The 19,093-nt window shown below is 70.4% G+C and carries 20 protein-coding genes; 7 read left to right on the forward strand and 13 right to left on the reverse strand.

Features of this window, described 5'->3' with window-relative positions; translation table 11 throughout:
• Both Q9G87_RS04425 and Q9G87_RS04430 read right to left on the reverse strand, forming a co-directional pair.
• On the reverse strand, positions 1-648 hold the full coding sequence (locus tag Q9G87_RS04425; RefSeq protein WP_305914863.1) for a response regulator: 648 nt from the start codon (positions 646-648) through the stop codon (positions 1-3).
• Complete coding sequence (locus Q9G87_RS04430; RefSeq protein WP_305914864.1) at positions 645-1,772, reverse strand: sensor histidine kinase; 1,128 nt, start codon at positions 1,770-1,772, stop codon at positions 645-647. The genes Q9G87_RS04425 and Q9G87_RS04430 overlap by 4 nt, the downstream gene beginning before the upstream one ends.
• A 109-nt stretch (positions 1,773-1,881) precedes the next feature.
• Here Q9G87_RS04430 and Q9G87_RS04435 point away from each other — a divergent pair, with 109 nt between their 5' ends.
• A complete protein-coding gene (locus Q9G87_RS04435) occupies positions 1,882-2,949 on the forward strand; it encodes an alpha/beta hydrolase family protein (protein ID WP_305914865.1) in 1,068 nt (355 codons plus the stop codon).
• Here the strand turns inward: Q9G87_RS04435 and Q9G87_RS04440 are convergent.
• Both Q9G87_RS04440 and Q9G87_RS04445 read right to left on the reverse strand, forming a co-directional pair.
• Positions 2,910-3,734: an NAD(P)H-binding protein gene (locus Q9G87_RS04440; protein ID WP_305914866.1), complete on the reverse strand. Its 825-nt coding sequence runs from the start codon at positions 3,732-3,734 to the stop codon at positions 2,910-2,912. The genes Q9G87_RS04435 and Q9G87_RS04440 overlap by 40 nt on opposite strands.
• A 61-nt stretch (positions 3,735-3,795) precedes the next feature.
• Positions 3,796-4,971 carry an FAD-dependent monooxygenase gene (locus tag Q9G87_RS04445; protein WP_305914867.1) on the reverse strand — a complete coding sequence of 392 codons (1,176 nt, stop codon included), beginning with the start codon at positions 4,969-4,971 and terminating at the stop codon, positions 3,796-3,798.
• A 60-nt stretch (positions 4,972-5,031) separates the two neighbouring features.
• Between Q9G87_RS04445 and Q9G87_RS04450 the strand changes: the two genes are divergently transcribed.
• Positions 5,032-5,598 (forward strand): TetR/AcrR family transcriptional regulator, encoded by a 567-nt coding sequence (locus tag Q9G87_RS04450; RefSeq protein ID WP_305914868.1) that lies wholly within the window; start codon positions 5,032-5,034, stop codon positions 5,596-5,598.
• Here Q9G87_RS04450 and Q9G87_RS04455 read toward each other — a convergent pair.
• The 3 genes from Q9G87_RS04455 to Q9G87_RS04465 are packed head-to-tail and all read right to left on the reverse strand — an operon-like array spanning position 5,595 to position 7,196.
• A complete protein-coding gene (locus Q9G87_RS04455) occupies positions 5,595-6,236 on the reverse strand; it encodes a maleylpyruvate isomerase N-terminal domain-containing protein (protein ID WP_305914869.1) in 642 nt (213 codons plus the stop codon). The two genes, Q9G87_RS04450 and Q9G87_RS04455, sit on opposite strands and share 4 nt — an antisense overlap.
• 19 nt (positions 6,237-6,255) lie before the next feature.
• A complete protein-coding gene (locus tag Q9G87_RS04460; RefSeq protein WP_305914870.1) occupies positions 6,256-6,570 on the reverse strand; it encodes a DMT family transporter in 315 nt (104 codons plus the stop codon).
• On the reverse strand, positions 6,567-7,196 hold the full coding sequence (locus tag Q9G87_RS04465; protein WP_305914871.1) for an FMN-dependent NADH-azoreductase: 630 nt from the start codon (positions 7,194-7,196) through the stop codon (positions 6,567-6,569). The genes Q9G87_RS04460 and Q9G87_RS04465 overlap by 4 nt, the downstream gene beginning before the upstream one ends.
• A gap of 72 nt (positions 7,197-7,268) precedes the next feature.
• Here Q9G87_RS04465 and Q9G87_RS04470 point away from each other — a divergent pair, with 72 nt between their 5' ends.
• A complete protein-coding gene (locus tag Q9G87_RS04470; RefSeq protein WP_305914872.1) occupies positions 7,269-7,823 on the forward strand; it encodes a TetR/AcrR family transcriptional regulator in 555 nt (184 codons plus the stop codon).
• On the opposite strand, the gene Q9G87_RS04475 is transcribed toward Q9G87_RS04470, so the two are convergent.
• On the reverse strand, positions 7,798-8,532 hold the full coding sequence (locus tag Q9G87_RS04475) for a nucleotidyltransferase domain-containing protein (protein WP_305914873.1): 735 nt from the start codon (positions 8,530-8,532) through the stop codon (positions 7,798-7,800). The genes Q9G87_RS04470 and Q9G87_RS04475 overlap by 26 nt on opposite strands.
• A gap of 1 nt (position 8,533) precedes the next feature.
• Here Q9G87_RS04475 and Q9G87_RS04480 point away from each other — a divergent pair, with 1 nt between their 5' ends.
• On the forward strand, positions 8,534-9,310 hold the full coding sequence (locus Q9G87_RS04480) for an SDR family oxidoreductase (protein WP_305915129.1): 777 nt from the start codon (positions 8,534-8,536) through the stop codon (positions 9,308-9,310).
• Positions 9,311-9,323: 13 nt separating this feature from the next.
• Here Q9G87_RS04480 and Q9G87_RS04485 read toward each other — a convergent pair whose 3' ends face one another.
• Complete coding sequence (locus tag Q9G87_RS04485) at positions 9,324-10,262, reverse strand: ribose-phosphate diphosphokinase (protein WP_305914874.1); 939 nt, start codon at positions 10,260-10,262, stop codon at positions 9,324-9,326.
• A 33-nt stretch (positions 10,263-10,295) separates the two neighbouring features.
• A complete protein-coding gene (locus Q9G87_RS04490) occupies positions 10,296-10,970 on the reverse strand; it encodes an HAD family hydrolase (RefSeq protein WP_305914875.1) in 675 nt (224 codons plus the stop codon).
• An 84-nt stretch (positions 10,971-11,054) separates the two neighbouring features.
• Here Q9G87_RS04490 and Q9G87_RS04495 point away from each other — a divergent pair, with 84 nt between their 5' ends.
• Positions 11,055-12,842 (forward strand): alkyl/aryl-sulfatase, encoded by a 1,788-nt coding sequence (locus tag Q9G87_RS04495; protein WP_305914876.1) that lies wholly within the window; start codon positions 11,055-11,057, stop codon positions 12,840-12,842.
• Positions 12,843-12,891: 49 nt separating this feature from the next.
• Here the strand turns inward: Q9G87_RS04495 and Q9G87_RS04500 are convergent, their stop codons facing one another.
• Positions 12,892-13,353: a hypothetical protein gene (locus Q9G87_RS04500; RefSeq protein ID WP_305914877.1), complete on the reverse strand. Its 462-nt coding sequence runs from the start codon at positions 13,351-13,353 to the stop codon at positions 12,892-12,894.
• A gap of 44 nt (positions 13,354-13,397) precedes the next feature.
• Positions 13,398-14,798 carry a purine-cytosine permease family protein gene (locus Q9G87_RS04505; protein ID WP_305914878.1) on the reverse strand — a complete coding sequence of 467 codons (1,401 nt, stop codon included), beginning with the start codon at positions 14,796-14,798 and terminating at the stop codon, positions 13,398-13,400.
• Positions 14,799-14,951: 153 nt separating this feature from the next.
• Between Q9G87_RS04505 and Q9G87_RS04510 the strand changes: the two genes are divergently transcribed.
• Complete coding sequence (locus Q9G87_RS04510; RefSeq protein ID WP_305914879.1) at positions 14,952-16,379, forward strand: MFS transporter; 1,428 nt, start codon at positions 14,952-14,954, stop codon at positions 16,377-16,379.
• 95 nt (positions 16,380-16,474) lie between these two features.
• Here the strand turns inward: Q9G87_RS04510 and Q9G87_RS04515 are convergent, their stop codons facing one another.
• Positions 16,475-17,458: an NAD-dependent epimerase/dehydratase family protein gene (locus Q9G87_RS04515; RefSeq protein WP_305914880.1), complete on the reverse strand. Its 984-nt coding sequence runs from the start codon at positions 17,456-17,458 to the stop codon at positions 16,475-16,477.
• 291 nt (positions 17,459-17,749) lie between these two features.
• Between Q9G87_RS04515 and Q9G87_RS04520 the strand changes: the two genes are divergently transcribed.
• Positions 17,750-19,078, forward strand: coding sequence for an ATP-binding protein (locus Q9G87_RS04520; protein ID WP_305914881.1), 1,329 nt, complete (start codon positions 17,750-17,752; stop codon positions 19,076-19,078).
• Positions 19,079-19,093: the final 15 nt, after the last annotated feature.

Below are 19,093 nucleotides of genomic sequence, written 5' to 3' on the forward strand. Positions count from 1 at the left end.
TCAGCTCAGGTCGGCGTCATGGACCAGGATGGCCGCTTGGACCCGGTTGGCCAGGCCCAGCTTGGCCAGCACGCGGCTGACGTGCGCCTTCACGGTGGCCTCCGTCAGGTGCAGCTCGCGGCCGATCTCGGCGTTGGACAGGCCTCGGGCCAGCGCCCTGATCACGTCCTCCTCGCGGCCTGTGAGCGTGGCCAGGTGTTTGCGGGCGGTCTCGGCGCGGGAGGGCGCGCGGTCCGCGTACGAGGCGATCAGGCGTTTGGTGACCGAAGGGGAGAGCATGGCCTGGCCGTCCGCGACCGTGCGGACGGCGGCGGCCAGCTCCCTGGGCGGGGTGTCCTTGAGCAGGAACCCGACCGCGCCCAGGCGGAGCGCCTCGTGCACGTACTCGTCCAGGTCGAACGTCGTCAGCATCACCAGCTTGGGCGCGCCGGGGCGGGACAGTAGTCGCGCGGCGGCGGTCAGGCCGTCCATGCCCGGCATGCGCACGTCCATCAGCACGACCTCGGGCCTTAGCCGGTCCGCCGCCGACACCGCTTCCGCCCCGTCGCGGGCCTCGCCGATGACCGCGATATCGCCGGCCGCCTCCAGGATCAGCCGCAGCCCCGACCGTACGAGCTCCTCGTCGTCGACCACGAGCACCCTGATCATGCCGGCCGCCGGTCGCCGGTCACGGGGAGCGCCGCCCCGCTCGCCGGGATCCTCGCGCTGACCAGGAAGCCGCCGCCGTCCTGGGCGCTGGTGCGCAACGTGCCGCCGAGCAGCTCGACCCGCTCGCGCAGCCCCACGAGCCCCCAGCCCGCGCCTGGAAGCTCCTGGCGCGGCGACTGCGACGCCTGGTTGCGCACCTCCACCTCCAGCTCGCCGGCGCCGTAGTGGATGCGCACGTCCGTGCGAGCGTCCCCGGCGTGCTTGTGCACGTTGGTGAGTGCCTCCTGGACCACCCGGTACGCGGTCCGCTCCACCGTCGGCTCCATGGCCCGCTCCTCGCCCTCGTCGTGCCTGGTCACCACGATGCCGAGCGCCCTGGACTGGTCGAGCAGCCGGTCGAGGTCCGCGAGCGTGGGCGGCGGCTCGGTGTCCGTCGCGGACGAGCGCAGCACGCCGAGCACGTCACGCAGGTTGGCCAGCGCCTCCCGCCCGATCCCACCGATCATGGCGGCCGTCCGCACGGTCTCCTCGTCGGCCGCCCGCACCTCCAGGGCACCGGCGTGCAGCACGATCAACGAGACCCGGTGCGCGACGACGTCGTGCATTTCCCTGGCGATCCTGGCCCGCTCCTGTGCCCTGGCCTGTTCGGCCCGCATGACCTGCTCGCGTTCCGCGCGCCGCTGGACCTCGACGCGGGCGCGTACCCAGAGGCCGAGCGCGAACGGCAGCCCGATCACGGCCAGCGCCATGAACAGCGCGTTGCCCAAGCCCGCGGTCAGGACCTCCTGCAGACCGTCCTGCCACTCGCCGACCAGCGCGGAGATCCCGCACACCACGAGACAGCCGCCGAGGTAGGCGGCGATGTGGCGCCTCCCGCTCAACGAGCGGCCGGCGTAGTAGGAGGCGACCAGCAGCGGCGGCCACATCACCAGCCACGCGTACGTGACGGCGCCCACGGCGGCCAGCGGCCACCAGGACCGCCGCGCCCACCAGGCGGCCAGCCCCGCCACCGTGGCCACGGCCACCAGCACCGGAAGGGGGAGACTCGACGGCACCCCGGCCTGCCCGTGCAGGACGGGCAGCGAGAGAGCGAACACACCCGCGCCGAGAAGAACGAACCGCATGGGCCCAGCGTATGGGTCCGACCGGAAAGGGCTTTACGACGAAAGTAGTAAGAGCCGATCGACGATCGGAGCGGACGGCCGGGCCCTTTTCGCCGCGATCGTGGCACCCATGATCGCTCTGTCTTTGATCGTTCTTGCCGCGCACACGACCCTGCCGGCCGACCTCGCCCTGCCGGAGCCGACCGGCCCGAAGCCCGTCGGCACGACGAGCCTGCACCTGATCGACTCCAGCCGCCCTGACCCGTGGAACCCGAACGCCGGCGAACGCGAGCTCCTGGTCACGCTCTGGTATCCCGCCCGCAAGGCCGCCGGGGAACGGGCGCCCTACGTCACCCCGCAGGAGTCGGCCGCCATACTCAAGCCCTACGAGAACGTGCCCGCGGACGCCCTCACCCAGGTCGAGACGCATGCCAGACGCGAGGCCCCCATACGCCGAGGCCGCCTGCCGCTCGTCGTCATGTCGCCCGGGTTCAGCTTCCCGCGGGCGAGCCTCACCTCGCTGGGCGAGGACCTCGCCAGCAGGGGATACCTGGTCGCGGCCGTGGAGCACACGTACGAGTCGGTGGCCACCACGTTCCCCGACGGGCGGACCACCACCTGCCTGGCGTGCGTGAAGGGCCAGGACGGCGCGAAGGTCGCCGCCAGCCGGGTGGTGGACGTGCGCTTCGTGCTGGACGAGCTGGCCAAGGGCCGCTGGGGCAAGGCGATCGACCGGTCGAGGATCGCCATGGTGGGCCACTCGATGGGCGGCAACAGCGCGGCCCACGCCATGGCGGCCGACCCGCGGATCAAGGCAGGCGCCAACCTGGACGGCTCCTTCCAGCCGATCGTCGAACGACTGGACCGCCCGTTCCTGCTCATCGGGGCCCCGCCGCAGCGCACGCCGGACGGGAGCGATCAGTCGTGGAAGAAGTCCTGGGCCGGCATGACCGGGCCGAAGCGCTGGATCACGGTGGCGGGGACCGACCACTCCGCCTTCGTCGACTACGCCGTGCTCAGACCGCCGCTCGGCATCCCCGCCCAGGAGCTCGACGGCACGCGGGCGTTGCGCATCACCCGCGCCCATCTCGCCGCCTTCCTCGACCGGCACCTACGCGGTAAGAACACGCCGGTCGAGGCCTATCCCGAGGTCACCGATCACACGCGGAACGCGTCGGCGTTCTCCGCGGCCCACTGAGCGAAGCCGCGCGCGTCCCGGCCGGTGACCTCTCGCACGGTCGGGACCACGGTGTAGCCGACCTCCGGCGTGTTGCCGAGCGCGTTGACGAGGAACTCGATGGTCTCCTCGCCCATGCCGTCGCCACGCCACTTGGCCCGCGCCTCGTCCACGGTCAGCTCCACAAACCGCACGTCTCTGCCGATCGCCGCGCCCAGGATCGCGATCTTCTCCCTGAGCGTGATCGCCTCGGGGCCGGTCAGCGTGTACGTCTTGCCGTCGTGTCCCCCCTCGACCAGCACCGTCGCGGCCACGGCGGCGATGTCGCGCTCGTGCACCAGCGCGCTCAGCCGGTCGCCGAACGGCTCCTTGATGACGCCTTCCGTCCTGATCGTGTGCGCCCACCAGCGCAGCGTGTTGGACATGAACTCGACGGGGTGCAGCAACGTCCACTCGATGTCGGTCGTGGCCAGCGCCTGCTCCAGCTCGCCGTCCGCGCGCCCGCCGAGCACCGTGACCCGCCGCACGCCTGCCGCGGCGACCAGTTTCACCAAACCGGCGCCATCCGGCAGCGGCTGGTAGTCGTCACCCGCGAAGTTGATGAAGTGCACGCCCTCGACCCCGTCGAAGACGCCGGCCAGCGTGTCGAGCCTGGCCAGGTCGCCCGCGACCACCTCGACGCCCTCGGGCAGGTCTGCCTTGGCGGGATTCCTGGTCAGGGCCCGCACCTGCTGCCCGGCCGCGAGGAGCTCCTCGACGACGAGACGGCCGACGGTCCCGGTGGCTCCGGTGACGAGGAAAGTCATGGCGAACCTCTTTCTGTTCGGAACGGAACGTTCTGCTCTCACTATAGCAGAACGGAACGCTTCATTCCATATATGTCTTGAGCGAGATGGCGTTCGCGGCCCGGTGGATCGGCCCCGCGATCCGCTCGACCATGCGGTCGCGTCCCGGCAGGTGGGGCAGCAGCTTGATCATCTTGATCTGGATCCAGAGGGCCAGCCGGGACGGGATCACCATGCCCTTGAGGTTGGCCTCGGCGAGCGCCTGGTTGGCCGCGACGAAGCCGCGCAGTTCCCGCTCGTAGCCGTCCGCGCCGCCGCCGGAGGCCAGCTCGCCGGCCAGCACGTACGCCCCCACGATCGCCAGGCTCGTGCCCTGCCCCGAGGCCGGCGAGGCGCAGTACGCCGCGTCGCCCACGAGCATGACTCGGCCCTTCGACCAGCGGTCCATGTGGATCTGGCCGACCGAGTCGAAGTAGAAGTCCTTGGCGTCCCGCACGGCCTCGAGCAGCCCGGGAACCTCCCAGCCGGTCCCCTCCATGGCTCGCGCCAGCAGCTCCTTCTGCTCGGTCACGCTCCTGTGGTCGTAGGTCAGCGGTGGCGACGACCAAATGAATAACGCTTTGGCGCCCGTGTCCTGGCGGGTGCTGTAGACGTTCGCGGTCCGGCCCGGCGCCGCGTGCACGGCCTCCTCGCGGTCCAGCCCCAGTGTGTTGGGCACCGTGCAGATCGAGATGTAGTGGCCGAGGTGGCGGGCGAAGCGCTCCTCCTCGCCGAAGGCCAGTCTCCTGACGTTGGAATGGGCGCCGTCCGCCCCGATGACCAGGTCGAACGCGCGCGGCTGCGAGCGCTCGAAGGTCACCGTGCCGTCGTTGGCGATGCCGGTGATCGAGTCGTCGAAGATGTACTCCACCTTGTCGCGCGTCAGCTCGTACAGCAGCTCGTTGAGGTCGCCGCGCATGATCTCGACGTCATCGCCCGTGCGGCCGCCGAACAGGGCGGCGTCCATGGTCGCGACCGGCCTGCCCTTGGCGTCGTAGTGGGTGGCGACCCGCATGTCCGTGCTCCTGGCGCGGACCGCTTCCATGAGCCCCATGCGCTCGATCACCTGGAGCGCCGCGCCCCGGATGTCGATCTTGTAGCCGCCCTCGCGAATGGCGGGCGCCCGCTCCACCACGGTGACGGTGAAGCCGTGCCTGCGCAGCCAGTAGGCCGTCGTCGTGCCGGCGATGCTGGCGCCGGAAATCAGGATGTTCGTCATGCCGATGACGGTACATCTGTCTCAGACGCCTGTCTAGGACGATTGTGCTATTCTCTGGGCATGGGAAACAGGGAAGATCTGCTGGCCGGGGCGAAGCGGTGCCTGATCGAGAAGGGCTACTCACGCACGACGGCGCGGGACATCGCCAACGTGTCCGGCGTGAGCCTGGCGGGCATCGGATACCACTTCAAGTCGAAGGACGCGCTGATGAACGAGGCGCTGTTCGAGGCGATGCGGGAGTGGGGCGACGACCTGGCCGCGACCCTGGCGGCCGACGTCAAGCAGGACGCCACCCCGCTGGAGCGGTTCGAGGCGGCGTGGGATCGGGTGGTGGAGTCGTTCTCGCGGTTGCGGCCACTGTGGGTCACCCAGTTCGAGCTGCTCGGGCAGATCGACCACATTCCGGAGGTGCGCGAGCAGCTCGTGCACGGCATCAAGGAGGCGCGGCTGGGGCTCGCGGAGCTGTTCGAGGGCATCCAGCCGGAGAGCGATCCCGAGCGTGCGCGGCTGACCGGGACCTTCTATCAGGCCATGCTGACGGGGTTTCTGTCCCAGTGGCTGTTCGACCCGGACAGTGCGCTGTCGGGCCGCGAAGTGGTCGCGGCCCTGCGCATGATCGCCTCCTAGAAGGCGCTTATCGTGGCCGGGGCGCGCTCGGCGCGGCTCAGCGTGCGGATGACGGCCGTGGCCCCGTGCCGGTGCACGGCCAGCCGGGCCAGCAGCTCGACCGCCGGATCGATGACCGACTCCGGCAGGGCAGGCGTCTCGACGCCCACGCTGGCGGCCAGGTCGTCGGAGTGCACGACCAGCTCGACCAACCTGGTCAGCAGGAAGTCGTCCAGCGTGAGCGACCAGTTCGCCCACGGCAGGTGCACGACCCGGTCGGCCGGCTCGGCGGGCAGTGCGGCGGTCAGCAGGTCGAGCAGTGCCTGTGTGCGCTCCACCAGCGCGACCGGCCCGTCGGCGGCGGCCGCCTCCCCGCCCCGCCGGACGAAGACGTTGCTCTCGTGGTCGAGGCCCGCCTGCACCCATGGTGACCTGGAAAAGTGCTCGATGAGCCCGATCGGCTCCTCGGCGGCTCCGTTGTCGGCCGCCAACGCGTCGCGAACCCTCACGATCTGGTGGGCCAGGTGTCCGGCCAGTCCGCCGACGCTGAATTCCGTGAGCGCGCTCGGCTTGTCCCACGCCCCGGCCACGGCCGGGTCGCTCAGGAGCGACACGGCCGACGCCGCGGCGACCAGATAGGACTGCCTGCTCTCCCCCATATGTCGCCCTTCCGCTGATTCAGCTGGTAACTCGGGCCAACACTATCCCTCCGACGATGAGCGCGAGCGCCGTCATCCTGCCCACTGAGACGGGGTCGTCGTTGAGCACGATGCCCAGGATGATCGCGCCGACGGCGCCGATGCCGGTGAAGACCGCGTACGCGGTGCCGACCGGCAAGGTGTTCATGGCCTGCGACAGCAGCCAGACGGCGGCAGCCATCAGGGCCAGGGAGACCAGAGTGGGCACGGGCCTGGTGAAGTTGTGCGTCGGCTTGATGCTCTGCGACCACGCCACCTCCACCAGCCCGGCCAGCATCAGGATCAGCCAGTTCATCGGGCCGCCTCCTTCAGTGCCGCGGCCAGGGACTCCTCGTGCCGGCCGCGCAGGTGGGCCAGCGCCGGGTCGAGGCGGGCGTTGACCAGCTCCGCGTGGATGAACGTCACGTCCTCGACCCGGAAGTGGCCCTTGAAGAAGTCGCGCAGGTAACGCTCCTGGTGGTCATACGGCTCGCGGGGCGTGCCCGGGCCGTACGCGCCGCCGCGCGCGCCGGTCACCACGAACGAGCGGCCTGCGAGCGACATCTTGGGGAACGTGATCTGGTCGAGCCAGGCCTTCAGCGATGAGGGGATCGAGTAGTTGTACATCGGCGTGCCGATCAGGATCACCTCGGCGGCCACCACCTCGGCCAGCAGCGGCTCCACGACGGCCCACGCCCGCCGGTGGGCGGGGGTGCGGACCGCCTCCTCATAACGCGAAATTTCGGTTATCTCGTGCTCAAGGATGTAGTCGCACAACTCCGTCCAAGCCTCGCTGATGTGCGGCACGGGTTGTGCGGCCAGGTCGCGGTAGACGTACCCGGCCTGCGGATTGGCGGCTCGCCAGGTCTCGGCGTACACGCTCGACAACCTGCGCGAGAACGACGCCGCGCGGCGTGCGCTGGCGTCCAGGTGCAGCAACATGATCTCTCCAATAACTGGACACGCTGTCCGGATCACTATAACCGGACGACGTGTCCACCTACAATGGGCGACATGGAGAGAGCCGACGCCGCGCGCAACCGCGCCCGGATCCTCGAAGCGGCAGCCCAGCTCTTCGCCGAGAAGGCGCCGCAGGACGTGACGATGGACGACATCGCCAGGAGGGCGGGGGTGGGCCGGGGCACGCTTTATCGCCGCTACCCGGACCGTGCCTCCATCGCCGTCGCGCTGCTCGACGAGCACGAACGGGAGCTGCAGGAACGGCTGCTGCGCGGCGAGCCGCCGCTGGGCCCGGGCGCGCCGGCCGCCGAGCGGCTGGCCGCCTTCTACGCCGCCATGGTGCGGCTGCTGGAGGACCACGCGCACCTGGTGCTCGGCTCGGAAGTGGGTCGCACACGTTTCGAGACCGGCGCGTACGGTTTCTGGCGGGCACACGTGCGGGTGCTCCTGGTCGCCGCCGGCACGCCCGGCCCCGACGCGCTGGTCGACGTCCTGCTCGCGCCTCTGGCCCCCGAGGTGTACGGCTATCAGCGCTCGGTGCTCGGCCTGACCCCCGCCCAGATCAGCGAGGCACTGACCAGGCTCACGGCGATTCTAGAACCCTCGTGACCGTGGACCTGATGAACGCGCGGGCCAGCTTGGCCCTTCTGAACCGGCTCAGCGGCGGTGCCGTCGTGCCGTACCTGCGGGCGCGCACATCGGCCACCACGATCGCGGGCGCGCCCAGCTCGTGCAGCACCTCCAGGGCCTCCCGCTTGCTGATCAGCCGCCCGTCCCGCAGCGTGACCACGGCCCTGGCGACCGTGACCATGCCCAGGTCCACCCAGATGTCGTGCAGCCACCGGCGGCGTCCCCCCGTCCTGTCCAGCCAGAAGTCCCGCAGGTCCGCCCGGACGTACTCGGCCAGCTCCGCGTCAGAGACCGGCGGCAGCAGGCCGGTGGGCGGCGGCCCGTGCAGCTCCAGGGGCGTGGTGTGCAGTTCGCGCCGGGTGACGGCGGTGACCGGACGCCGGAAGATCTGCGCGTGTGCCCATGTCACGTGCTCGGCCGACAGGTCCGCCAGCTCCTGCCTGGCCATGTACGAGCAGTGCAGCTTGTCCGCGAGCGGCAGGTCGATGGCCCGGTGCAGGGCCTTGATCCGCCGCCACTGCGCCATCGTGATGGGCTCGGCGACGACGGCGATGAGGTCCAGGTCGCTGCGGCCCGGCTGGTAGTCGTCGGTCGCCAGTGAGCCGTGCGCCCATAACGCGACAAGGGGAACGGCCGGCTCCACTGCCTCGAGGAAATGCCTTAGCAGGCGGTCGGTCGCTGCGTGCATGATGGCAACTATGATCGATACTCGCCGAGGTGAAAAGGTCGCGTTGATCACTGGTGTGGGACGCACCATTGGCATCGGCGCGGGAATCGCCCGCCAACTGGCGGCTTCAGGCTGGGACATCGCCTTCACTTACTGGCATGCCTACGACGAACGCATGACCTGGGGGCCCGAGCCGGCGGCGACGGAGACGATCACCAAGGAACTCGCCGAGCGTGGCGCGGCCACCGCCGCCATCGAGGCGGATCTCATCGACGTCGAGACCCCCGCACGCGTCTTCGACGCGGCGGAGCGGCAATTGGGCCAGGTCACCGCCCTGGTGATGTGCCACTGCGAGTCGGTCGACTCCGGTCTGCTCGACACCACCGTGGAGAGCTTCGACCGGCACTTCGCCGTGAACGCCCGCGCCACGTGGCTGCTGATCCGGGAGTTCGGCAGGCGTTTCCAGGGCGCCAAGGGGTCCGGCCGGATCATCGCCCTCACCAGCGACCACACGGTCGGCAACCTGCCGTACGGGGCGAGCAAAGGCGCGCTGGACCGCATCACCCTGGCGGCCGCCTCTGAGCTCGCTCACCTCGGCATCAACGCGAACGTCATCAATCCCGGCCCGGTGGACACCGGTTGGATATCGGACGAGCTGCGCGAGACCCTCGTCGGACGCATAGCGCGCGGCCGCCTCGGCACCCCGGAAGACACCGCACACCTCGTCGACTTCCTCTGCTCGCCGCAGGGGGAGTGGATCAACGGCCAATTGCTGATGAGCAACGGCGGCTGGGCCTGAACGTCCCAGATCGTCAAGGTGTGCTGAACAGGGCGCTCACCGACTCGCCGTCGTGGATGCGGCGCATGGCCTCGGCCAGGGCGGGCGCGATCGACAGGACCGTGAGCTTGTCGCTGGGCTTGGGCGGCGGCACGGTGTTCGTGCAGACGATCTCCTCGATCTCCGGCAGCGCGCTCAGCCGCTCCACCGCCCCGCTGGAGAACAACCCGTGCGTGCAGGCCACGCGCACCGAGCGCACGCCGCGCTCGCGCAGCCGGTCGAGCAGCTCGATGACCGTGCTGCCCTTGGCGATCTCGTCGTCCAGGACGATGACGTCCTTGCCCGCCACGTCGCCGATGACCGAGCTGATCACCACGCGGTCGTCGCTGAAGCGTTGTTTGGCGCCCATCGCGACGCCGGTGCCGAGCAGGCGGGCGAAGTGGGCGGCCTCCTTGGCATTGCCGAGGTCGGGGGAGACGACGACCGTGTTGGACAGGTCGTACTGACGGAAGTGCGCGGCCAGCTCCCGCAGTGCGTGCAGGTGGTCGACCGGGACGCTGAAGAAGCCGTGCACCTGCGGCGAGTGCAGCGTCATCGCCAGCACCCGGTTGGCGCCCGCGGCCACCATCAGGTCGGCGACCAGCCGCGCGCCGATGGAGATGCGCGGTGCGTCCTTCTTGTCCGACCTGGCATAGGCGTAGTGCGGGAGCACGACGGTGGTCCTGGCCGCGGACGCGCCGCGGGCGGCGTCCAGCATGAGCAGCAGTTCGACCAGGTGCTCCTGGACGGGCGGCACCAGTGGCTGGATGAGGAAGACGTCACGCTCGCGGCAGTTGGCCTGCAACTGCACTTCCAGCGCGTCGTTGGCGAAGCGACTGACCTGGACGGGGTGCAGGGGAGTGCCCAGGTGGGCACAGATCTCTTCGGCCAGTTCGGGATGGGCGGTGCCGCTGAACACGGTGATGTCTCGCACGGTTCCCAGAGCATAGCGACCAGGTGCACACGTTCACGAGAGCAGGTCGGGGGTGAGCGCGTCGAGTCCAGGCAACACCCGCCAGGCCAGCGCGAGCGCGTCCGGCGCGGGCGGGTACGCCGGGTGCGGCACGGCGATCACCCGCATCCCGGCGGCGTGCGCCGACCGCAGGCCGTTGCTCGAATCCTCGACCGCCACGCACCCGCGCGGGTCGACCTTCATCCGCCGCGCCGCCTCCAGATATCCGTCCGGCGCCGGCTTGCCGCGCGCGACCTCCTCGGTGGACACCGTGGCCGCGAAACACTCCTTCAGCTCGGCCGCGTCCAGCACCACGTCGATCAGCCGGCGCGGCGACGAGCTGGCCAGCCCCAGCGTGACGTGCCCGGACGTGCGCCGCACCGCCTCCACCGCACCGGGCAGCAGTGGCACCTCGTCGCGATAGCGCGCGGCCATCTGGTCCACCACGCCGCGCGCGATCTCGTCCGGCGCCATCCGCACCCCCAGCTCGGCCAGGTACGCGGCCCACTCGCCGGTGCTCATGCCCATGAGCCTGGACTGGGTGTCCGGCTGCCACGTGCCGCCGTGCTCGGCAACGAACGCCCGTCGCACCTCCTCCCATACCGGCTCTGAATCGACCAGCACGCCGTCGAGGTCGAACACGCACGCTTCCATGGCATCTCCCGTGGGGATCGACAGGTCCAACATCATCGCATGTCCTTATTGCCCGAGATTCATCCTCTTAGGGGCGTTCATTGAGCTACCCCGGGCTGAATACCGGGCATGCGGCTAGGCATGGCAGATCTTCCATTTCACGACAAGGGCGACTTTGCGGACGCGGATCGGGGATTCATCGCCAAGCTCAGCCCCGCCGTGATCAAGACTGTGGACGGCAGGGTCATCTGGGACGGCGACTCCTACGACTTCCTCCAGGGGGAGTGCCCGGCGACGGCCCATCCCAGCCTGTGGCGGCAGGCCCAGTTGTGTGCCAGACAAGGTCTGTACGAGGTCACCGACGGCATCTACCAGGTACGCGGCCTGGACCTGTCCAACATGACGCTGGTCGAGGGCGAGAGCGGCGTCATCGTCGTCGACCCGCTGATCTCCACCGAGTGCGCCGCCGCCGCGCTGAAGCTGTACCGGGCCCACCGCGGCCCCCGGCCCGTCACCGCCGTGATCTACACGCATCCCCACGCCGACCACTTCGGCGGCGTCCGCGGCGTCACCCGCGGCGGGGTGCCCATCCTGGCCGCTGCCGGGTTCCTCGAACAGGCGGTGTCGGACACCGTGTACGCGGGCCCGGCGCTCTCCCGCCGCGCCGTCTACATGTACGGCCCCGCATTGCCCCGCTCGCCCGAGGGCCAGATCGGCTGCGGCCTCGGCATGACCGTCTCGACGGGCAGCCTGTCCTTCATCCCGCCCACGGTCGGCATCACCCGCACTGGACAGGAAGAGACGGTCGACGGCGTACGGATGGTCTTCCAGCTCGGCTCGGGCGCCGAGATGACGATCCTCCTGCCTGACCGCCACGCGTTGTGCCTGGCCGAGAACGCCACCCACAACCAGCACAACCTGCTATCCCTGCGCGGCGGCCCGTACCACGATGCCCGGGCCTGGGCGCGGGGCCTCAACGAGACACTGTCCCTGTTCGCCGGCCAGGCCGACGTCGCCTTCGCCGCACACCACTGGCCGACGTGGGGCCGCGACGACATCGCCCGTTTCCTGTCCCGGCAGCGCGACATGTACGCCTACCTGCACGACCAGACCCTTCGCCTGCTCAACAAGGGCCTGACGGCGGCCGAGATCGCCGAGGCCGTGCAGCTGCCGCCCGAGCTCGAGCGCTCCTGGCATACCCACGGCTACCACGGCTCGGCCAGCCACAACGTCAAGGCCGTCTACCAGCGGTACGTGGGCTGGTTCGACGGCAACCCCGCGCACCTGTGGGAGCACCCGCCGCGGGAGAGCGCGATCCGATACGTCGAGTGCCTGGGCGGCGGCGCGGCCGTGGTCGAGTTCGCCCGCCGTTACCTGGCCGAGAACGACCTGCGCTTCGCCGCCCAGCTGCTCAACCACGCCGTCTTCGCCGACGAGGGCAACAAGGAGGCCCGCGACCTGCTCGCCGACGTCTACACCAGGCTCGGCCGCGGCGCGGAGAACGCCACGTGGCGCAACTTCTACCTCATGGGCGCGCTGGAGCTGGCGGACGGCATCGTGCCCGCCACCGCCGACACCGTCCCGGCCGATCTGTGCGCCGCGCTGAGCGTGGAGCAGATCTTCGACTCGCTGGCCATCCGCGTGGACGGCCCGCGGGCCTGGCACGAGCGCCTGGCCATCGACTGGCACCTGACCGACCTGGGGGAGCGGCACCGTACGACGTTGTCCAACGGGGCGCTGATCCACCAGGCCGAGCCGCGCGACGAGGCCGCGGACCTGACGTTGCGGCTGACGAAGGCGCAGCTGCTCGGCCTGCTGTCGGGCAAGGGCGTCGAAGGCGTGGAACGGGAGGGCGACACCTCGGCGCTGCGGCGGCTGGTAGCGGTGCTGGACCGGCCGGTGCCCGACTTCGCCATCGTCACGGCGTGAGGACCCGTCGGCGCTGCCGGAGGGCTATCGGACGGCGCTTGCGGCGGCCTCAGTCGGAGCGCCGTCCGGCCGCCGCACCCAGCGCCCGGCAGGCCAGGGCCAACAGGGTGACCACCATGGCCGCGACGCCGGGGCCCAGCACCAGCGGCACCGTCAGCCCGCCCGCGTGCCAGGCCGCCGCCAGGACCGCCGCCGACGTCAGCGCGCCCACCCCGAACATCGCCCCCCACATGGGGAGCACATGCAGGTAGGAGAAGAGCAACGGGAACGCCAGCCACACGAACGGCGGCGCCGCCACGGCCAGCACCGCCCAGCCCGCGGTCACCGAGCCCAGCCACACCCGCTTGCCCTCGATCGCGAAACCGGCGGCGTAGACCAGACCGAGCAGCATGCCGCCGACGGCCACGGCCACGCGATCCTCGCGCAGCAGGCCGAGCACGGCGACCACCAGCAGCCCGTAGGCGGTGGCATGCACCGTCCACAGCAGCATTCGCAACGGAATGTCCATCATCAGTCACTAAGCGTAACTGGAGGTGACTGCCACCGCCAGATGCGTCAGGCGGTGCGGCGAGGTCGCAGCACAGCGGTGATCAGGTAGTACAGCACCCCGGCCAGCACGAGCGCGATGACCACGCCGATGTTCGCCGCCCCGAACGTGCTCTTCTCCAGGTCCTCACTCATCAGGAAGCCCACGACGTTCGCGATGTTCTGGTCGGCGGACGTGATGAGGCCCAGCCCCACCGCCGACGCCACCACCAGCGACAACACGCCGGGCCAGTTGGCGGCCGGCGCCCCGGCCCGCAGCAGCCGCTCGTCGTAGGCCTGGCCGCCGGCCCGCAGCCGCCACATGTCCACCAGGAAGATCGCGACCCAGGCCGCCATCACCACGCCGACGATCGCCAGGAACGCCTGGAAGGTGGCGAGGAAGCTGCTGGAGACGAACAGCAGGTAGTAGCCGCCGAGCACCATGAGCAGCCCGTCGATCAGTACCGCGTAGTGCCGCCTGATCGGCACCCCGAGCGCCAGCATCGACAGCCCGGACGAATAAATGTCCATGATCGCCCCGGCCAGGAAGCCGCCGATTGCGGTCAGCAGGTACGGCAGCAGGAACCACGTCGGCAGCGCCCCCGCCAGCGCCCCCACCGGGTCGCCGCCCGCCGCCCCGGCCAGCTGCGGATCGCCGCCCGCGAGCAGCACCCCGAACACGAGCAGCACCATCGGCGGCAGCGCGCCCCCGAGCGCCGTCCACAGTGCCACCGATCTCGGAGGGGAGCTCGTAGGCAGGTAACGCGAATAGTCGGCGCCGCAGTTGACCCAGCCCAGGCCCAGCAGGGTCATCGCGAAGATGATCCCGCCCACCCAGCCGCCGGGCCCGGCCGTGGTCTCCAGCGACGCACCGAGCCGGGGCACCATGAGGATCATGTAGATGACGGTCAGCAGAATGAACGCGTACGTCAGATACCGCTGCACCACCATGATCATGGCGTGGCCGTACACGCCGACGGCGATCACCACCACGGCCGCGACGGCGAAGCAGATGGCGGTGGCCGTCGTGCCGGGCAGGCCGGGCGCGAGCCGCGCCAGGATGGCCGCGCCGCTCTGCGCCGCCAGCGTGACCAGCACGATCTCCCAGCCGACGTTCGAGATGTAGGAGAACACCGTGGGCAGCTTGTTGCCCTGGTATCCGAACGGGGCCCGCCCCAGCGTCATCGTCGGCACGCCCGACCGCGCGCCGCCGACCGCGACCAGGCCGACCAGCAGGAACGACAGTGCGTACCCGATGGCGCCGGTGATGACGGCGGGCACGACGCCGAGGCCGAGGCCCACGATGTACACGCCGAACGCGACGCCGAACAGGGACAGGTTGGAGCCGGCCCACGGCCAGAACAGGTCACTGGGGCGGCCGCGCCGCTCCGCCTCGGGAACGGCGTTGATGCCGTTTTGCTCGACGGTCATCGTGTCCATGATCGGACGTTACCTGCCTTCCACGGAGAAGCCCATCCCTGGGGTATTCCTGGGTAGCCAGGGGCGATATTTCATAGCTTGCGGGGAATCATCGTCGGGCCGCGGCGGCCGTACCGACTCCTGCCGCGCGGAGAGGTAGCCGTCATGGGGGCGTCCGGATTCGACTCGCGCCGGCACGCTTTGGCCGTGTGCCTGGTGGCGGCGTTCATGAGCGGTCTCGACGTGAGCATCGTGAACGTGGCGCTTCCGTCCATCAGGGAAGGGCTGGGGGCAACGGAGGACGGGCTGCAGTGGACGCTGTCCGGGTACGCACTCACGTTCGGGCTGCTGCTGATTCCGGCCGGCAGGCTGGGGGACGCCAGGAGCCGGCGGGCGATCTTCATGTTCGGGGTGGCGTTGTTCACGCTCGCCAGCGCGGCGTGCGGGTTCGCCGGCAACATGCCGCTGCTGATCACGGCCAGGCTGGTGCAGGGCATGGCGGCCGGCATGCTGAACCCGCAGGTCTCGGGGCTGATCCAGCAGATGTTCCAGGGGTATGAGCGGGCACGGGCGTTCGGCGTGCTCGGCGCCACCATCGGCCTGTCCACGACCGCAGGGCCGCTGATCGGCGGTGCCCTGGTCAGCGCCTTCGGGCCCGAGTACGGATGGCGGTGGGTGTTCCTGGTGAACCTGCCGATCGGCATCGCCCTCCTGCCGCTGGCCTACCGCGTGCTCCCGGCCCCGCGCCCCACGGCGGTGTCCCGGGATGGCCGGGGGCGGCGCGAGAGCATGGACCCGGTGGGCGTGCTGCTGCTCGGCGTCGGCATCGCGGGCCTGTTGCTGCCGTTCATCCAGCGGCATCAATGGGAGGGCGCGACCAAGTGGCTGCTCATCCCCGCCGCGTTCACCGTGCTGGCCGGGTTCGTGGCATGGGAGCGGGTCTATCCCCGCGAGCCGCTGGTGAACCTGTCCCTCTTCAGCAAGCGCTCCTACAGCCTGGGCTCGGCCATCGCCCTGTTCTACTTCGCCGGCTTCACCGGCATCTTCTTCACCTTCACGCTGTACCTGCAGAGCGGCCTCAACTACAGCCCGCTGATGGCCGGGTTGTCGATCACGCCGTTCGCCCTCGGCTCGGCCTCGGCGTCCGTGGTCGGCGGGCGGCTCGTGTCGCGGGCCGGACGGCGGGTGGTGGCTGTCGGCCTCACCACGGTGATCGTCGGGCTCTGCGCCACGATGGCCGCGACCGCGCTGGTGCCCGGCCAAGGGGTCGGGCTGGCGACCGCGTTGCCACTCCTGGTCGCGGGGGTGGGCAGCGGCCTGGTGATCTCACCCAACCAGGCGATCGCCCTGTCGGAGGTGCCACCCGAAGGCGGTGGAAGCGCGGCCGGGGTGCTGCAGACGGGTCAGCGGCTGGGGTCGGCCATCGGGATCGCGGCGGCGGGCTCGACGTTCTTCGGCTCACTGGCCGACGGCTGGCCGACGGCCTTCCGTCACGGCCTGCTGGTGGTGCTGCTCTTCGTCGCCATCGCCCTCGCCGCCGCCGTCTACGACCTCATCCGCACCTACCGCTCCGCTCCACGGGACCAGCGCTGACCGCCCCGCCCGGCTTGTTCAGCAGCACAGGAGCCTCGCCTCCACCGCCCGGCCCGGCTCGTTCAGCCGGGCCGGGCCGGGCCGGCCCGGCGCGTTCAGCCGGCCAGGAGCCGCGCCTCCACCGCCGGATCGATCCCCTTCTGCGGCCGATCCGGCCGCATAGGAGCCACACCGCCGATGCTCAGCAACCACGCCCACGTATCGGCCACCGTCTCCGCCACGGGCCGTAGGCGCAGCCCCGCCGCCACGGCCTTGGACACGTCACCTCCGTGCATGTAGTCGTAGTCCTCGCCCACCAGCCAGATCGGCAGCTGGATCCACGGCGTCACCCCAGCCGCCAGGATCGCCTCAGCCTCGACCCACCGCAGCTCGGCTTCGGCCCCGGTCACCTTCACGCAGGTCTCGAGCAGCTCCCGCATCGTCACGAACCCCGGCGGGCTCACCACGTTGAACGCCCCGCCGATCCCGCGCTCGGCCGCCCGCAGGCACCACACGGCCAGGTCACGCGCGTCGACGTATTGCAAACCGAGGTCGGCGGGCCCGGGCGCGAGCACCGGCCCGCCGCGGGCGATCCTGCTCAGCCACCACGGCAGCCGCCCGACGTTCTCGTAAGGCCCGATGATCAGCCCCGCCCTGGCCAGCAGTGCCCGCTCTCCGAACGCCGCGACCGCCGCCAGCTCCGCCCCCGCCTTGTTTCTGGCGTAGTCGGAGGCGTCGTCATCGTCGGCGGAGGCCGCCACGACCGGCGCGCTCTCGTCCGCGCCGAAAGGCAAGGGCTCGGCGTAGACCGACCTGCTGGACACGTAGACGTAGTGACCCGAGCGCTCGGCCAGCAGCGACGCGGAGTCCCTGACCGCGGAGGCCGCCCATGACCAGGTGTCGACCACGACGTCCCATTCGCCGTGCTCCAGCGCCGCCAGCCCGCCGGCCGCCGTCCGGTCACCGCGTAACGCCGTCACCCCCGCGGGCGGCTCGTGGCTGCCCCGGTTGAACACCGTCACATCCCATCCCAGGCCCAGCGCCTCTTCGACGACCGCGCGCCCGACGAACTCCGTGCCACCCAGCACCAGAACCTTCATGGCACCTCACTCTGGCCCAGGCACCTCCGCGCGAACAGAGGTCCACGCCATCAGCGGAATCGCCACAAGCGAAAACCCGAGGTGCTCAGAGCGATCCTGGGCCGACCACATGCACAGAGCGTGGCGAATCGCCCCTCTTGGCCCCCTGTTTACCCAATCTCGATCTATATAGCACCAGATCAAGCGGCTTGATGTTGTGTGGGCCACACCTGGGTAAGTGTCACAGACAGTGAGTACGGGGGATGGATGGCGACGAGGCTCTTTCCGCGTTCGATCCGGGCGCGCTTGACCATGATCGCGACTTTGGTCGCGGCGCTGGTCTTCACCGCCACGTCCACCATCACCCTCGCCACCGTGCCGAACAGCCTGCACGGCCTGGTCTATGCCCGGGAGGAGCTGGCCGTGCGCAGGGTCGCCAACGACGCTCGCGACGGTCAGCTCCCGGCCGAGCTCGAGCCGGCGTCGAAGGTGCACCTCTTGCAGGTGGTCTCCCAGAAGGGCAAGGTGCTGGCCGCCACCCCCGACCTCCGTAGCGACCCACCGATCCTGGGGGCCATGCGGGCCGTCCAGCCCGGAAAGATCTACGTGACCGAGCAGATGCTGCCGCCGGCCCTGGGCGAGGAGGAGGGGGAATACCTCGTCATGGCCATGCCCGTGCGCACACCCCAGGGCCTCCTCACCGTTTACGGCGCCGTCTCGCTCAACGAGGTCAACCGGCAACTGACCTGGCTCTACCTTCTGGTCTTCCTCGGCACCCCGCTGGTCCTGCTGATGGTCGCGGGCACGACGTGGGCGGTGGTCGGGTTCGCCCTGCGCCCGGTCGAGCGTATCCGCGCCGAGATGGCGGAGATCACCGGTCAGGACCTCAGCAGGCGCGTCCCCGTACCCGACACCGGTGACGAGATCACCAACCTCGCCGCCACGACGAACCACACGCTCGACCGTCTCGAACGCTCCGCGGAAACCCAGCGCCGCTTCGTCGCCGACGCCTCGCACGAGCTCCGCAGCCCCATCTCGGCCCTGCGCGCCCAGCTCGAGTTCGCCAACGCCTATCCGGAGGAAACGGACTGGGCGGCCACCGGCGTCCGCGCCCTGTCCGCCGCCGACCGCCTCACCTCCATCATCGACGAGCTGCTGATGCTGGCCAAGCTGGACGCGGGCGCGGTCATGCACCGCCGCGTGGTGGACATGTGCCACGTGGCAGCCGAGCAAGTGCGCCGCCGCGAACCGCCCAGAGTCCCCATCGTCCTGGCCCCCTGCCACCCGGCACCCGTCCACGGCTCACCCGTGCAGCTCGACCGCCTCCTGACGAACCTCCTCGACAACGCCACCCGGCACGCCGCCACCAGAATCGACCTCTCGGTCACGGTCGAGGACGACAAGGTGATCGTCACGGTGACGGACGACGGCGAGGGCATCCCGCCGGAGGACAGGGAGCGGGTCTTCGAACGATTCACCCGCCTGGAGAGCGCCCGCGTCAAGGACAAGGGCGGCAGCGGCCTCGGCCTCCCCCTGTCCCGCGAAATCGCCACCGCCCACGGCGGCACGCTGACCATCGCCGAGCACGAGCCCGGGGCCCGCTTCGTGGTCGTGCTCCCGCTGTACGAGGGCGGGCCGTAGATTCTGGAGGCGACG

This window comes from Nonomuraea turcica, from assembly GCF_030718205.1.
Lineage (GTDB): Bacteria > Actinomycetota > Actinomycetes > Streptosporangiales > Streptosporangiaceae > Nonomuraea.

Excerpts from the sequence above, each read along its gene's own strand:
- Q9G87_RS04470 (WP_305914872.1), top strand. The coding sequence starts at position 7,269 with ATGGAGAGAGCCGACGCCGCGCGCAACCGCGCCCGGATCCTCGAAGCG.
- Q9G87_RS04460 (WP_305914870.1), bottom strand. The coding sequence starts at position 6,570 with ATGAACTGGCTGATCCTGATGCTGGCCGGGCTGGTGGAGGTGGCGTGG.
- Q9G87_RS04510 (WP_305914879.1), top strand. The coding sequence starts at position 14,952 with ATGGGGGCGTCCGGATTCGACTCGCGCCGGCACGCTTTGGCCGTGTGC.
- Q9G87_RS04435 (WP_305914865.1), top strand. The coding sequence starts at position 1,882 with ATGATCGCTCTGTCTTTGATCGTTCTTGCCGCGCACACGACCCTGCCG.
- Q9G87_RS04505 (WP_305914878.1), bottom strand. The coding sequence starts at position 14,798 with ATGACCGTCGAGCAAAACGGCATCAACGCCGTTCCCGAGGCGGAGCGG.
- Q9G87_RS04515 (WP_305914880.1), bottom strand. The coding sequence starts at position 17,458 with ATGAAGGTTCTGGTGCTGGGTGGCACGGAGTTCGTCGGGCGCGCGGTC.
- Q9G87_RS04490 (WP_305914875.1), bottom strand. The coding sequence starts at position 10,970 with ATGATGTTGGACCTGTCGATCCCCACGGGAGATGCCATGGAAGCGTGC.
- Q9G87_RS04455 (WP_305914869.1), bottom strand. The coding sequence starts at position 6,236 with ATGGGGGAGAGCAGGCAGTCCTATCTGGTCGCCGCGGCGTCGGCCGTG.
- Q9G87_RS04480 (WP_305915129.1), top strand. The coding sequence starts at position 8,534 with ATGGCAACTATGATCGATACTCGCCGAGGTGAAAAGGTCGCGTTGATC.
- Q9G87_RS04465 (WP_305914871.1), bottom strand. The coding sequence starts at position 7,196 with ATGTTGCTGCACCTGGACGCCAGCGCACGCCGCGCGGCGTCGTTCTCG.
- Q9G87_RS04520 (WP_305914881.1), top strand. The coding sequence starts at position 17,750 with ATGATCGCGACTTTGGTCGCGGCGCTGGTCTTCACCGCCACGTCCACC.
- Q9G87_RS04475 (WP_305914873.1), bottom strand. The coding sequence starts at position 8,532 with ATGCACGCAGCGACCGACCGCCTGCTAAGGCATTTCCTCGAGGCAGTG.
- Q9G87_RS04450 (WP_305914868.1), top strand. The coding sequence starts at position 5,032 with ATGGGAAACAGGGAAGATCTGCTGGCCGGGGCGAAGCGGTGCCTGATC.
- Q9G87_RS04430 (WP_305914864.1), bottom strand. The coding sequence starts at position 1,772 with ATGCGGTTCGTTCTTCTCGGCGCGGGTGTGTTCGCTCTCTCGCTGCCC.
- Q9G87_RS04500 (WP_305914877.1), bottom strand. The coding sequence starts at position 13,353 with ATGATGGACATTCCGTTGCGAATGCTGCTGTGGACGGTGCATGCCACC.
- Q9G87_RS04445 (WP_305914867.1), bottom strand. The coding sequence starts at position 4,971 with ATGACGAACATCCTGATTTCCGGCGCCAGCATCGCCGGCACGACGACG.
- Q9G87_RS04425 (WP_305914863.1), bottom strand. The coding sequence starts at position 648 with ATGATCAGGGTGCTCGTGGTCGACGACGAGGAGCTCGTACGGTCGGGG.
- Q9G87_RS04495 (WP_305914876.1), top strand. The coding sequence starts at position 11,055 with ATGGCAGATCTTCCATTTCACGACAAGGGCGACTTTGCGGACGCGGAT.
- Q9G87_RS04440 (WP_305914866.1), bottom strand. The coding sequence starts at position 3,734 with ATGACTTTCCTCGTCACCGGAGCCACCGGGACCGTCGGCCGTCTCGTC.